At 55.1% G+C, this 13,590-nt stretch carries 15 protein-coding genes; 7 read left to right on the forward strand and 8 right to left on the reverse strand.

The genetic code is table 11. The annotated features are described in order from the left end of the window. Positions 1-196: 196 nt before the first annotated feature. Entirely contained in the window at positions 197-349 is a 153-nt protein-coding gene (locus HFD92_RS21880; RefSeq protein WP_158526764.1) for a hypothetical protein, read from the reverse strand. A gap of 165 nt (positions 350-514) precedes the next feature. On the opposite strand from HFD92_RS21880, the gene HFD92_RS06400 reads away from it, so the two are divergent. The 4 genes from HFD92_RS06400 to HFD92_RS06415 all read left to right on the forward strand — a co-directional run bounded on the left by HFD92_RS06400 (position 515) and on the right by HFD92_RS06415 (position 3,332). Beyond that, complete coding sequence (locus tag HFD92_RS06400; protein WP_009092791.1) at positions 515-835, forward strand: transcriptional regulator; 321 nt, start codon at positions 515-517, stop codon at positions 833-835. A 43-nt stretch (positions 836-878) separates the two neighbouring features. Then, positions 879-2,168 carry an arsenic transporter gene (locus HFD92_RS06405; protein ID WP_167428536.1) on the forward strand — a complete coding sequence of 430 codons (1,290 nt, stop codon included), beginning with the start codon at positions 879-881 and terminating at the stop codon, positions 2,166-2,168. 12 nt (positions 2,169-2,180) lie between these two features. After that, positions 2,181-2,606: a glutaredoxin-dependent arsenate reductase gene (gene arsC / locus HFD92_RS06410; RefSeq protein WP_167428537.1), complete on the forward strand. Its 426-nt coding sequence runs from the start codon at positions 2,181-2,183 to the stop codon at positions 2,604-2,606. A gap of 159 nt (positions 2,607-2,765) precedes the next feature. Then, the gene (locus HFD92_RS06415) at positions 2,766-3,332 is read left to right on the forward strand and encodes an N-acetyltransferase (RefSeq protein WP_167428538.1); all 567 of its coding nucleotides are present in this window, start codon (positions 2,766-2,768) and stop codon (positions 3,330-3,332) included. Between the two features lie 109 nt (positions 3,333-3,441). Here the strand turns inward: HFD92_RS06415 and HFD92_RS06420 are convergent, their stop codons facing one another. The 7 genes from HFD92_RS06420 to HFD92_RS06450 all read right to left on the reverse strand — a co-directional run bounded on the left by HFD92_RS06420 (position 3,442) and on the right by HFD92_RS06450 (position 9,166). Beyond that, the gene (locus tag HFD92_RS06420) at positions 3,442-3,738 is read right to left on the reverse strand and encodes a hypothetical protein (protein WP_167428539.1); all 297 of its coding nucleotides are present in this window, start codon (positions 3,736-3,738) and stop codon (positions 3,442-3,444) included. Between the two features lie 302 nt (positions 3,739-4,040). Then, positions 4,041-4,310, reverse strand: coding sequence for a hypothetical protein (locus tag HFD92_RS06425; RefSeq protein WP_140029454.1), 270 nt, complete (start codon positions 4,308-4,310; stop codon positions 4,041-4,043). A 729-nt stretch (positions 4,311-5,039) separates the two neighbouring features. Continuing rightward, on the reverse strand, positions 5,040-6,464 hold the full coding sequence (locus HFD92_RS06430) for a trehalose-6-phosphate synthase (protein ID WP_167428540.1): 1,425 nt from the start codon (positions 6,462-6,464) through the stop codon (positions 5,040-5,042). A 118-nt stretch (positions 6,465-6,582) separates the two neighbouring features. Continuing rightward, entirely contained in the window at positions 6,583-7,131 is a 549-nt protein-coding gene (locus tag HFD92_RS06435) for a GNAT family N-acetyltransferase (protein ID WP_167428541.1), read from the reverse strand. A gap of 181 nt (positions 7,132-7,312) precedes the next feature. Beyond that, positions 7,313-7,999: an anti-sigma factor domain-containing protein gene (locus HFD92_RS06440; protein WP_167428542.1), complete on the reverse strand. Its 687-nt coding sequence runs from the start codon at positions 7,997-7,999 to the stop codon at positions 7,313-7,315. Then, complete coding sequence (locus HFD92_RS06445) at positions 7,996-8,544, reverse strand: sigma-70 family RNA polymerase sigma factor (protein ID WP_167428543.1); 549 nt, start codon at positions 8,542-8,544, stop codon at positions 7,996-7,998. The genes HFD92_RS06440 and HFD92_RS06445 overlap by 4 nt, the downstream gene beginning before the upstream one ends. Positions 8,545-8,605: 61 nt before the next feature. After that, positions 8,606-9,166, reverse strand: coding sequence for a fasciclin domain-containing protein (locus HFD92_RS06450; protein ID WP_167428544.1), 561 nt, complete (start codon positions 9,164-9,166; stop codon positions 8,606-8,608). Between the two features lie 558 nt (positions 9,167-9,724). Between HFD92_RS06450 and HFD92_RS06455 the strand changes: the two genes are divergently transcribed. From HFD92_RS06455 to HFD92_RS06465, 3 genes are read left to right on the forward strand one after another with little or no spacing between them, the layout of a single operon-like run. Next, positions 9,725-10,189 carry a (2Fe-2S)-binding protein gene (locus HFD92_RS06455; RefSeq protein ID WP_009092803.1) on the forward strand — a complete coding sequence of 155 codons (465 nt, stop codon included), beginning with the start codon at positions 9,725-9,727 and terminating at the stop codon, positions 10,187-10,189. Next, the gene (locus tag HFD92_RS06460) at positions 10,186-11,178 is read left to right on the forward strand and encodes a xanthine dehydrogenase family protein subunit M (RefSeq protein ID WP_167428545.1); all 993 of its coding nucleotides are present in this window, start codon (positions 10,186-10,188) and stop codon (positions 11,176-11,178) included. The genes HFD92_RS06455 and HFD92_RS06460 overlap by 4 nt, the downstream gene beginning before the upstream one ends. Continuing rightward, the gene (locus HFD92_RS06465; RefSeq protein WP_167428546.1) at positions 11,175-13,559 is read left to right on the forward strand and encodes a xanthine dehydrogenase family protein molybdopterin-binding subunit; all 2,385 of its coding nucleotides are present in this window, start codon (positions 11,175-11,177) and stop codon (positions 13,557-13,559) included. Before HFD92_RS06460 ends, HFD92_RS06465 begins: the two co-directional genes overlap by 4 nt. Positions 13,560-13,590: the final 31 nt, after the last annotated feature.

The following is a 13,590-nucleotide window of genomic DNA, read 5'->3' on the forward strand; positions in this document are numbered from 1 at the left end:
TGTAATGCCAGTAAAACATTTCCTTCAGGCACGGTCCGCTGGTGTCAGGAGATTGTCAGCTCTGGACGACTGCCCAGAATTAGATACGTCTGTCGATAGTCAGTCCGGGATGGAAGAATGTTTAATGCATCGACGAAGCGGTCATGCCATGAAGAAGGTCTCATTCGTCCTTTTTTGTCGATCTTTTGCCACGCTTTTACCACCTGACCAGACTGCGCATCCCGGTAACGTTGTGATGCGATTCCGGCGCATCATCAGGCAGCGGTAAATCAGAGGGATTCAGGATTTCCACCACCGCGCCCATGCCGTCAGCAGACGACCGGCTTACTCTGCGGCATAGCTGAGCCATAAAAGATCAGGATTGATGGTGGCTCCCGCTTCAGCAATGCGCTGATCAAAGCATTCAGTGTTCAGGGCTGAAAATTGTTCCATTTTCTTCTGCGGAGGAATTGGGTGGTTTTAAACTCAACACATATGAACTAACATATATGTTTTCGAAGGCGCGGAGTGGAAAATGCTACAGCCTGTTCAGCTTTTTAAAATCCTGTCGGATGAAACACGGCTCGCCATTGTGATGCTTCTGCGGGAATCCGGAGAACTGTGCGTATGCGATATCTGTGCAGCCACGGCCGAATCACAGCCCAAAATATCACGCCATATGGCGCTTCTTCGCGAGGCGAAGCTTGTGCTTGATCGTCGTGAAGGTAAGTGGGTCCACTATCGTCTGTCACCGCATATACCAGCGTGGGCCGCTGAGACAATCACGACGTCCTGGCAGTGCCTGCGGGAAGAGGTGCGAGAATGGCTGGCAAAATCGGCCTGCACCTCCTGCTAACGCAGGTAACATATTCACGTAATCATATGTAATGGAGTCTGAAATGTTACTGGCTGGAGGGATATTTTTACTGACGCTGATACTGGTGATCTGGCAACCCAGAGGGCTGAGTATTGGCTGGAGCGCAAGTATCGGAGCTGCGCTGGCGCTCGGAACCGGCGTCATCCATATCGCTGATATTCCCGTCGTCTGGAATATCGTCTGGAATGCGACAGCGGCATTCATTGCGGTCATCATCATCAGCCTGCTGCTCGATGAGTCCGGCTTCTTTGAATGGGCCGCTCTGCATGTCTCCCGCTGGGGTAACGGACGTGGCCGCCTTTTGTTTACCTGGATAGTCCTGCTGGGTGCCGCTGTTGCTGCATTGTTTGCCAATGACGGTGCTGCGCTGATCCTGACGCCAATAGTTATTGCGATGCTGCTCGCACTGGGATTCAGCCAGGGCACAACACTGGCCTTTATCATGGCGGCAGGATTTATTGCAGATACGGCCAGTCTGCCGCTCATTGTTTCTAACCTGGTCAATATCGTCTCGGCAGACTTCTTTGACCTGGGCTTTACGCAGTACGCCGCCGTTATGGTGCCCGTGAATCTGGCAGCGATTGTGGCCACGCTGGTCATGCTGCATCTCTTCTTTCGCAGGGATATTCCGGCGACCTATGACGTTTCGCTGCTGAAGACGCCAGCCAGTGCGATAAAAGATCTGGCAACCTTCAGGGCGGGCTGGATCGTCCTGTTATTGTTGCTTGTCGGTTTCTTTGTTCTGGAACCGCTGGGGATCCCGGTCAGTGCGATAGCAGCGGCTGGCGCAGCAGTGCTGTTTGTGGTGGCGAAAAGAGGCCATGCCATTAACACCGGGAAAGTCCTGCGCGGTGCACCCTGGCAGATCGTAATTTTCTCGCTTGGCATGTATCTGGTCGTCTATGGCCTGCGCAATGCAGGGCTTACGGACTATCTGTCTGGCGTGCTGGATCTGCTGGCAGACAAGGGTTTATGGACAGCGGCGTTCGGTACCGGCTTCCTGACGGCGTTTCTCTCATCAGTGATGAACAATATGCCGACAGTTCTGATTGGCGCGCTGTCGATTGACAGCAGTACGGCGACCGGTGTCGTCAAAGAGGCAATGATTTATGCCAACGTAATTGGCTGCGATTTAGGGCCGAAAATCACCCCGATTGGCAGTCTGGCTACCCTGCTGTGGCTGCACGTGCTTGCCCGGAAAAATATCACGATTACCTGGGGATATTACGTGCGAACCGGCATTGTCATGACTGTGCCCGTCCTGTTTGTCACTCTGGCGGCGCTGGCGTGGCGGCTCTCTGTCACTTTGTAATGAGATACTGATATGAGCAACATAACCATCTATCACAACCCGGCCTGTGGCACCTCACGCAACACGCTGGAAATGATCCGCAACAGCGGCAACGAACCTGCAATAATTTATTATCTCGACACGCCTCCGGCCCGTGATGAGCTGATCAAACTTATTGCAGATATGAGGATTACGGTGCGCGCCTTACTGCGTAAAAACGTTGAGCCTTATGAACGTCTCGGTCTTGATGAAGAGACATTCAGTGATGAGCAGTTGATTGATTTCATGCATCAATATCCGATTCTGATTAATCGACCGATAGTGGTTTCGCCGCTGGGCACTCGTCTTTGCCGCCCTTCAGAGATCGTGCTGGAGATTCTGCCGGAAGGTCAGAAAGGCGCGTTTACAAAAGAGGATGGCGAGAAGGTTATTGACGAAACGGGGAAGCGGGTAAAGTAATCCGTCCACTTCAGGTGAACGGACGCCTGGTGACGCTATAGGGCGTCCGCTTTTCGCTCAAGGCTAAGCTCATTTATATATGGGGCCAAAGAGTCAAGGACTGTGGTTGGGCTAAACCCCGGCTCGACTGTGGCATTTTTTCAGTGACAGGGAGTAAACATGGAAGTAACAGTAGAAATATGTCCGCCAGATGAATGGGAATCCATGGTGAAAATTTTTATCGAGATGGAAGAGCACTACTATGGTAAGGGCATTATTCAGGAAGCACTGTTGAAGCATTATCTCAGTAACCGACTCTTCAGTCCGCTTTCCGCTACGCTGGTGCTCAGGGCGCGTCGCGATGCTGAAATCACTGGGCTGGCGTGTTGCACTATTCTCTATCCCTCGCCCCGGTACAGTGGCGAAATGCACATTAAAGAGCTCTATGTCTCCCGGCGTGAGAGAGGTAAGGGCACGGGTAAATGCCTCATGCGTTTTATGGCGAAACTCGCTCTCAAGAATGAGTGTCGTAACCTCAGCTGGAATGCCGAGAAATCAAACGCTGAAGCAAACGGTTTTTATCAGTCATTAGGGGGCAAAATAAATAGCGATATCGTGAATTATTATCTTCATGGTCACCTCCTCAGTGAACTGGCTTCCGGCAGTCCGGCACTGTCTGGCGACTCTGCCGGTCAGGCTGTCGCACCGATTTGGCCTGCGAGCAGGGCAGAGGGAACTGCGGAATAGTGATGTCAGGTCCGCTGAGTGCCAGAAACGGGCCAGTCACCTGCACGCTGCCTGAGTAAGCATTCACGGCCAGGGGCGTGTATGTATGCTGGCTGAGAAAATCGCGAAGTCAGAAAAGGGTTTCTTTAATGCTGATTTCCTCTACCCGGAGGATTGAGGACATGTCGAAACCTTTCATGTCAGACCTGAAGGCCTCGCTGGTCATATACTCCTGATTTATAGCCTGTATGTCGGCTCCCTCCTGATAGGTCACGGTGGCAATGACCTGACACTCATCACTCAGATAGACATGATTGACATATATATTAAAAGCGGGAAGAGAAATCATATGCCGGGGCCAGTGTGTACGGAAATAAATTTCTGCTGACTGTCTGTCTTTGAGTGTGTAAATCCTGACCTGTTTCATCTCATCCATCCTGTTGTGGTAGTTTTCATAAAAACGACTTGCCAAAGCATACTCACTTTATTTTTTAGTAAATTAGCAAAAGACCACTTTTCGCCAGGATATGACATTTATATCGAGGTTTTATTAAAATCGCGGATGACGTTTCTTCTCTGAGCAATTCTGAAATAACACTCAGTACGAATTCAAGATGCTGACAAGGCCGGCGTAAATGATGGAGTGAGGCGAAGGGGCCGAAGGCAGAATGTTTCATCTGATGCACATCAGTGCAGACACCCCTGCAAGGCGTCTGCACTTTTCAGACGTTATGCGTCGCCATCTCCGCAACCCACACCCAGTGACGGATCGTCACAGCTTTTGTTAATCTCCAGATGATGATGCCAGGCGGCCAGTTTTACCGCGCTTGCATCAACAGAAGCCCCCGGTTTTTTTACAGACACGCTTCCGGCTGAAGCTGAATCAGGGGTTATCTGAGAAGGCTGCTCTTTGGCAAACGAAGCGCCCTGTAAACCGGCCATGACGACTGCTGCTAAAGCTGTCGTTTTAAGCACGTTTTTAATCACAGATGCCGACATAATAAATCCTCTTAGCTTGAGTAATGGGACGCTGTCAGCTCTGAGTTGAGCGCAGCGCGTGGGAAAAACAATCATAAAAATCGGAGCGCAGAACACGCGATATAAGCCATAGCAGGCAGGCGCCGATTAATAAGCATTTCTGCCATAAAATTTTATTACGTCATTTACGATGTACGGTTATTCAGATTATATGACTGGCGCGGCGCGGTTAGGGTCATCACTGACAAAGCGGGCACCTTCCTTTTTCAGAATAATCCCGAGCGCATTAACAGAACCGGGAACGCATTGCGTAAAGCAGGTAATAGTTCGTTGTGACTTAAACTACCGTAAGTCACGTCTGGAAATATACTCACAAAATCTGAGTTTGATGTTTCATTCATTTTTATAGCGTGTAGCGTTATTTCCAGGTGTTACATAAAACACAACCATGATACTTAAATGACAGCCAGCGACTAAATCAGCGGAAAAAATAATGTCTCATATCAATAACCTGATAATAATTAGCCGCTTAATCTTTATAAAAGATATTCTCCATGCGGCATTTATAATTCATCATGTACAAACAACCGCGAAGCTGTCACATAAGCTCAGTCTGGTTTCAGGGGCCAACCCGCGAAGAGCTGGAAAACGTTGCGCATAAAAGCGGTTAAAAGCCTGCTCTGCTTCTATTCCGGCGACAGGCGTTGATGCATACAGGCGCATCATCCCGGAGGTGGAGATAGCGCTGATTCAATACCTGGCGCGGCTGCTGCTCAGGCGTGGAAAAACCGTCGGTGGCGGCATTGACGCCGGTTCATCCGGCACGTTAATCAGCATGCGCAAAAAGGACCCAGCCCAGGCATGGCTGTTATGTATATGCAGGATGTTCATCAGACGGGCATGCAGATTTCGCCGTTCGCGTAACGGCATCTGCAATGCAGTATGTACCGCACTCGCCATGCCGTCAGGATCGTAAGGGTTAACGGTGATGGCACCTTCCAGCTGCTCGGCTGCACCGGCAAACTGGGAGAGGATCAGCACGCCGGGATTATTCGGGTCCTGCAGAGCGACATACATTTTGGCCATCAGGCTCATGCCCGCCATTAATGGCGTCACCAGCGCCACGCGTGAGGCACGATAGATCCCGGCCTGTTCCTCGCGGCTGTAAGCCTGCGTCAGATAGTTCACCGGATACCAGTTCATGGCGCCATGTACCCCGTTAAACTCTCCGCAGCGAGCCTCCAGTGCCTGGCCCACTGCGGACGCATCATGTTCGTGTCCGGCTGCCGGTGAGGCCAGCTGCAGCAGCGTAATGTTTTTCTGATAGCAGTCATGTCTGCGCAGCAACACTTCAAGGGTGCTGATTCGGTAAGGCAGGCCTGAACTCTCATCAAGATGGCCGCCGCTGAGCACCCTGTTTTCCGGCAGGCTGTCGCGGCACTGCATCTCCATAAAGGCACAGCTATTGCTCTCGCGCAGAGCCTGAACATCATCCAGGTCAATCCCCACCGGAAATACGCCCACCCTGATAATCCGGCCGTGAACACGAAAACAGTGCGACTCCAGGCGTTCAGTCCGGAATTCCCCCTCCAGCCAGACGATGAAGTTATTCATATCCTGCACGGTCTGAAAGCCAATCAGATCGCAACACAACAGCGACTCCGTCAGCCAGCGCCATTCAGGAATGGTTTCAAATATTCTGCCCGCGGGGAAAGGCTGATGCAGGAAAAAACCCACGGGCTGGGTCAGCCCCTCTTCACGGAGAAAAGCGGCACAGCCAAGCAGGTGATAATCCTGAATCCAGATAACATCATCGGGCGTGATGTTTTCACAAATCGCGCGCGCAAAGGCTTTGTTAAGACTTTTATACGCCTGGAAGCCGCTGGTGGAAAACCGGGCCATGTCGGGGCGCTGATGAAAAACGGGCCAGAGCCCTTTGTGAATATAATGGCGATACCCTTCATTCAGCTCGCCCGGCGTCATCGGGAAGGTAACGGTTTCATACTGGCCTGTCTGCTGCACGGCGCAGGGTCTTGGTGCATCGTCAGGGATGACGCTGCTTTTGCCATCCCAGCTAATCCAGAGTCCTCCCTGTCGGGAGAGAATGCCGTCATAGATAGCTGTAAGCGTCGAACGTTGACACTGATTATGAGAAACAAGGATCAGGCCTGACATGATGTATTCCTTAAGGGCCGGCTGCAGGCAGGCAAAAGCGCCGCGCAGCCTGTCGCTGTTAATCGGAGGTCGGAGAATAAACTGAAGAAAACCGCTCATGCGTGTGCGCCCCGACGGCCTAATGCCTGCTGGCGCTGTTTGTGCAAATCGGGGTGTGATTCCCGTCATGCAGCGTCGTCACGTAGACGCCGGGTAATGATGGAAAAGCCATAAAACCGTTGCGTTCGAAAAAGTCCGGAACGGGCTCGCCCATGGCGATGATATTACGGCAGCCTCTGGCACCGGGATGCGACAGGCAACAGTGCAGCAGCCATGAGCCGAGCCCGACGAAACGATACTCGGGCGAAATGAACAGATTCCTGATCACCCAGGTTTCCGCCATGTCGGTCACGACCCGGGCAAAACCGATTTGCCGGCCATTGCGGTAAAGACCAAAACAGAGGCTGCTGTTCAGCGCCAGCGTCAGTGAGCGGGCATCCGGGAGGGTTGCGCCCAGCCAATGCGCAATCAGGCGCGTGTTCAGCAGCGCCGGATCCGTATTGACCTCAATGGCATCTCTGAACCATTTGCGGGGTGAGATAAGACGCAGGCGCTGTTGTTCAGCAAGCTCAGCCACGGCAGCATCGCTGCCTCCCGCTATGGAATAGGGCTTAGTAAAACATTTCATCCACGACTTCCCTGAACATGGGCGCAGAGGCGCCCGGAGTCGCTAATTAAAACGTTCAGCCCGTAAAAAAGGCGTAAAAAGAACCGGATGAAGTGTAAAAACGCTGCAAATCAGTCATCAGACTTTTAAGGAATCGAAAATCGGGCGTGCAATAGCGACCTCTGATCCTGGCCTTATCACCTCATGCGCCTGGCGACGAACGCCGCGTGACCTTGCCCTGGAAAATGACCGGCCCGGACGGTCCGCTTAACGTTGATCCCCCAACCGGTTCCAGGCTTATCGCCAGGACCGTCTGATGATCTAACGTACCAGGAGGAAGCGGGAAAACGTTATGGTCAGGGTGCGTAATGAGGCCCAGCGATCGCGGCGGGGCACTGCCTCTGATCAGCCACAGCTGCAGGTTCTTGTTTTGCGGCAGCGTAATGTTAAGCGCAGAAAGCTGAAGGTGCGAAGCGGCCCTGTCCAGCGTCACCACAAATTGTGCATCGGGCTGCGTGCCACTGAGAACCGCAATCGGCTGCTGCGCCTCGGAGATCTCCGGCTTGTTCAGGTAAGTAAAAAGGAGCAGACCCGAGAGTGCCGCGGCAAGGCCCCAGCCCAGCCAGAAGCCGGGATGGCGGAGCGGCAGTTTTGTGGTGGCAGCGTGCCGGTTAATATCCCGCTCAATCTGCCGCCAGACAGCCGCGCGAGGTGTGGCCTCCGGGGTGATCAGATCGATACCGCTGAACGCTTTCTGCCAGTGCAGCACCTCCGCGGCAAAGGCGTCATCTTCAGTCAGGCGTTTATCCAGCCTGAGACGGGTTTCCGGGTCGCTGAGTCCCAGGACATATTCTGCCGCCATCAGATCGTCGTGTTCGGGACCATTCATAGGCCTATGCACTCCCGAAGGTGAGTTAACGCGCGTCGGATCCAGCTTTTTACCGTTCCTTCAGGCTGCCTCATGGAGAGGGCAATCTCACTCTGGGACAGGCCACGGTAGTAGGCGAGCGAGAGGCTTTGTCGCTCTTCAGCAGGTAAGTGTGCCATACAGTGCTGAAGCCGCCGCGCCTCTGCATGACTCTCATCGGCGGGAAGAGATGTCTGAAAACCCGCTTCCGCTTCGCCGATCTCTTCCATGGAGCAGCACCGGTTCTCATGTTTACGCAGGAAATCGATCGCCCGATTACGGGCAATGTGGCTCAGCCAGATGTGCGGTTCACTGCGCCGCTCATCGTAATAGGTTGCTGACTGCCAGATTTGAATAAAGGTATCGTGCAGGATCTCTTCTGCCCAGTCCCGCCGTCTGACCATCCGCAGAATAATGCCGTAAAGTCGGGGCGAGAGGACGCGGTAAAGCTGCGCGAGTGCCGCTTTGTCGCCGCAGGCTATCCGGTTCATTAATTCGCCCTGAATCGGGGGCACATTTTTTGTCATCGGCTTCCCTGTGAAAGGTGTGGCCACCGTGCTGGTGGCCACACACAGTATAGGTAATGCGTTATGGCATCAGCACGGTGTCGATCACATCGATAACGCCGTTACTCTGGTTAACATCATACGTTGTAATGCTGGCAATATTGCCCTGCGCATCTTTGAGCTGGATGTTATGCGGGCCATTTGCCATCACCCACAGCGACGCACCATTCACCGTTTTCAGCTCGGCCTTGCCGCCACCCGCTTTGATCTTCTTCTCCAGCGCTTGCATATCCAGTTTTCCTGAGACCACATGGTAGGTCAGGATGCTGGTGAGTTTCTCTTTGTTCTCAGGTTTCAGCAGAGAGTCGACCGTGCCCTGCGGCAGTTTTTCAAACGCCTCATTGGTGGGTGCAAAAACAGTGAACGGGCCTTTGCCTTCGAGCGTCGGGACCAGCCCGGCGGCTTTAACGGCGGCCACCAAGGTGGTGTGGTCCTTTGAGTTAACGGCATTCTGTACGATATTTTTCGACGGGTACATGGCGGCACCGCCGACCATCACCGTGTTGCTGCTCATGCTCGCCGCGTAAGTGGCACTGCTGAAAACTAAAGCTGAAAAAATCAGAGTTGGCAGGAATGCTTTCATTTTCACTTCCCTCATTGAGTTTGCAGACAGGGCCAGAGTGCCCCTGTCTGTTAATACGAATGAGCAGGGAAAACGGATGAAAGAAATTTAAAATATTTTTCTGTCATCCCATCTGCCTGAACCCAAAGCCAGCCCCACACAGGCAGATTGTTCAGGTGGGGTGCAACGTCGCTTTGCAGCCTGCCACTACACCTGAAAATCGCCGCGGGATAGATGTTACCGGAAAATCTTAGCGAAAAAGTCACACAGGCCGCCGTTAGGGTTGTATTCAAAAGACGTCCTGATAAAAAATTAAAAATCAATGCGTTAGCAGATTGTAAGCCATGCGGCCATGCCCGTTTCTCTCGCTCAGCGCTTCAGATAACGCTGACTTTCCCCAATCCTTGCGCCAGATTGCGAAAAAGCTGCTAAACCTTAAGTCAGAGATACGCGCGTAAAGATTAGGGTTATCACGCTATTCCCCGATTCAGATCCCGTCAGCAGTAAGCCAATAAAAACTATATCTTTCAGCCCGCCAACAATGGGAAGCAGACAATGTCGGAAAAAATATCGCTAACAATGCAGGTCAATGGCCAGCCGCAACAGATGCAGGTCGACCCGCGGGTCACGCTACTCGACGCACTGCGCGAGCATCTTAATCTGACCGGCACGAAAAAAGGGTGCGACCAGGGACAGTGCGGAGCCTGCACGGTGCTGATAAATGGTGAAAGAGTGCTGAGTTGTCTGACCCTGGCGGTTCAGGCGAACAACGCGCAGGTGACCAGCATCGAAGGGCTGGCCTCCGCCGAAGGTGAACTGCACCCGGTGCAGCGCTGCTTTATGGAAAATGATGCCTTTCAGTGTGGCTACTGCACGCCGGGCCAGATTATGTCTGCCGTCGCCTGTATTAAAGAGGGCCATGCCGGGTCAGAGGATGAGATCCGTGAATATATGAGCGGCAACCTCTGCCGCTGCGGCGCCTATCCCCACATCGTGGATGCGATTAAACAGGCCGCCGCCGAAATGGCGAAGGAGTCGGCATGAATGAATTCAGCTGGAAAGTAGCGCAGTCGCCTGAAGATGCCGCTGCACTTAAACAGCAGGCTGGCAGCCAGTTGCTGGCGGGGGGCACCACGCAGCTCGATCTGATGAAGTGTGGGGTTTTCACGCCACCGCAGTTAATTGGCATTACCGGACTGACCACGCTTAAAACCCTGCAGTTTGATGAAAACCGCATCACGGCGGGTGCGCTGGTCACCATGAGCCAGCTGGCCGACCATCCTGAGTGTCAGCAAAGGGCACCAGCCATCTACGGCAGCCTCTGGCAGGCCGCATCGCCGCAGATCCGCAACATGGCGACGCTGGGAGGCAATCTGCGTCAGCGCACCCGCTGCGCCTACTACCGCGACCCGGCAACCTTCTCTGCCTGTAATAAGCGCAACCCCGGCTCCGGCTGTGCCGCACGGGATGGCGTCAACAGCAACCACGCTATTCTGGGTGCCAGTGACAGCTGTATTGCCGTCTATCCGGGCGATCTGGCGGTCGCGCTGGTGGCGTTTGACGCCATTGTGGTGGTGCAGAATCAGCAGGGTGAGACCCGCCGCATCGCGATTGATGACTTCTTCCTGCTGCCTGGCGATTTGCCCGATCGTGAGCATGACCTGCGCGAGGATGAGATCATTGTGGCGATTGAAGTGCCGCAGACCACGTCCCTTCGTCACTCACACTACCTGAAAGTCCGGGATCGCAGCTCCTACGAATTTGCCGCCGCCAGTGCCGCCGCGGGCTTTACGCTGGAGAACGGGGTCATGCGCCAGGTGCATATCGCGCTGGGTGGCGTGGCGACCAAACCCTGGCGGGTCAGGTCGGTTGAGCAGGCGCTGGAGGGACAGCCGTTCAATGAAGAGACGGTGTTCCAGGCCGCAGAGCTGATTACGCAGGAGACGCAGGCGCTGGCTCACAACGCCTATAAAGTAAAACTGGCGCCGCGGGTCATTGCCCGCGCGCTGATGGCAGCAGGAGAAACCGCATGAGTGACGTGAATGACAAGGTGCGTCGGGATTTATTAAAGGCCACGGCGGCGATCTCAGCGGCGGGCAGCCTGGGGCTGCACATGCAGAGTGTCAGTGCCAGCGACAGCGCCACGGCTATGCCAGAAACGGCCAGTCCGGTTCAGGGATTAGGCGCAGCACGCTCCCGGGGTGACGGCAAAGTGAAAGTCACCGGTGAAGCGCGCTACGCGGTCGAGCATCAGCCGGAAAATCCGCTCTATGGTGTGGTCATCCAGTCCACCGTCGCCAGCGGTCGTATCAGCCGGATGTCCGTGGAAAAAGCGCAGCAGGCCACAGGCGTGCTGGCGGTCTACACCCACCTGAACCCCCTGAAGATTAACAAGCCTACCGCCATCGCAGACGGTGGCGCAGCGCAGTCAACCTACACCCCGATTCAGGACGATAAGATCATTCACAATGGTCAGAACATCGGGCTGGTGGTGGCAGAAACCTTTGAACAGGCTACCTGGGCCGCCTCGCTGGTTGAGATTGAGTATGAAACCTCCAGAGGCCTGATTTTCGCCACCGATGAGGGCGTGGAGCCGAAACCGGTGTCGAAGCAGGATATCGATATGGGTGACGCAGAGCAGGCGATGCAGCAGGCCGACGTGCGCCTGAGCGAGCGTTACACCACCCCGCGCGAATACAACATGCCGATGGAGCCGCACGCCTGCGTGGCACACTGGCAGGAGGGCAGGATCACCGTCTGGGAGCCCAGTCAGTGGGTGGCGGGCGCGCAGGTGGAGATCGGCGAGTGGATGGGCATTGACACCGAAGCCGTGCGGATTATCTCGCCTTACGTCGGCGGCGGCTTTGGTTCAAAACCGGTGCCTTACACCCACGTTGCACTGGCGTGCGTGGCGTCACGCGCGCTGAAGCGTCCGATCAAAGTGTCGCTGACCCGCCCGCAGACCTTTACCGGCCTGGGCGGTCGTCCGGCTACCTCGCAGCAGCTGGAGCTGGGCGCCTCGCGTGACGGTAAAATTCAGGCGATTATCCAGCGCAGCTTCAGTGAAACGTCACTGATTGACGTCTTCGCCGAGAACTGCAGCAAGGTGACCGCCCGCATGTATGCGGTGGAGAACGTCTCCGCTCAGCATCAGGCGCGCCCGATCAACACCGTCACGCCTGGCTGGATGCGCGCGCCGGGTGAAAATCCCAGCGCCTTTGGCCTTGAAGTGGCCATGGATGAGATGGCCTATGCCCTGAACATCGACCCGCTGGAACTGCGGCTGCGCAACTGGGCCGATAAAGATTACCAGCTGGATCTCCCCTGGAGTTCGCGCCGTCTGAAAGAGGCGTATCAGAAAGGGGCAGAGGCGTTTGGCTGGGACAGGCGGATTATGACGCCGCGCTCAATGCGGGAAGGACGCGAACTGATTGGCTGGGGCATGGCCTCCGGCACCTATCCGGTCAACAAACTGCCGGCGGAGGCGAAAATCATCCTGACGCCGCACGGCCGGTTTGTGGTGCAGTGTGCAGGCGCAGATATCGGTACCGGCACCTACACGATTCTGGCGCAGACCGCCGCCGACATTCTGGGCGTCGACTCCACCACCATTGAGGTTGAGCTGGGTGACACCCGCTTACCGCGCGCCGGCGTCGCGGGCGGTTCGCAGTTGGCAGGTAACGTCACCGCCGCAGTGAACGACACCGCTAAAAGAATGCGCGCGCAGCTGCTGAAGCTGGCCAGCGAGCTGCCACAGTCGCCGCTCAATGGCACCCCCGCCTCTCAGCTCACGCTGAAAGGCGACGGCGTGCAGCACACTCTGCGCAGCGGGCTGGCGGTTTCACTGGCACAGCTGGCGACGCTGGCACCGGCAGAGAGTCTCACGGTCACTGGCGGCACCTTCCCGGATGACATGTCGCAAAGCGAGCGCGACAAAATGGTGCGCAACCTGAACGACATGAGCCGTCCCGAAGCGTTTTCGGCGCACAGCTGGAGCGCGCAGTTTGTGGAAGTGCGGGTTGATGAGGATTTCGGCACTATCCGGGTAAAACGCATGGTGGCCGCGCTCGACAGTGGCCGTCTCTACAATCCGAAACTGGCACGCAGCCAGTGGATTGGCGGCATGATCATGGGGGTCGGTCAGGCGCTGATGGAAGAGGGCATTATCGATCCGCGCAATGGCCGGGTGATCAATAACAACCTGGCGGACTACCTGGTGCCGGTCAACGGCGACATCCCGAGCATTACCACGATCAACGTGGGGGAGCCCGATTTTGAGGCGACCACGATGGGCGGGAAAGCTGTCGGTGAGCTGGGGATTGTCGGCGTGGCGGCGGCAATCAGTAATGCCGTGTTCCACGCGACCGGCAAGCGCGTGCGCGATCTGCCGATTACGCTCGACAAGATCATCTGAGACGGTTCCTGACCTGCTCCGGCAGGCCGGA

It is taken from the genome of Pantoea sp. EKM101V (assembly GCF_011800325.1).
Lineage (GTDB): Bacteria > Pseudomonadota > Gammaproteobacteria > Enterobacterales > Enterobacteriaceae > Pantoea > Pantoea anthophila.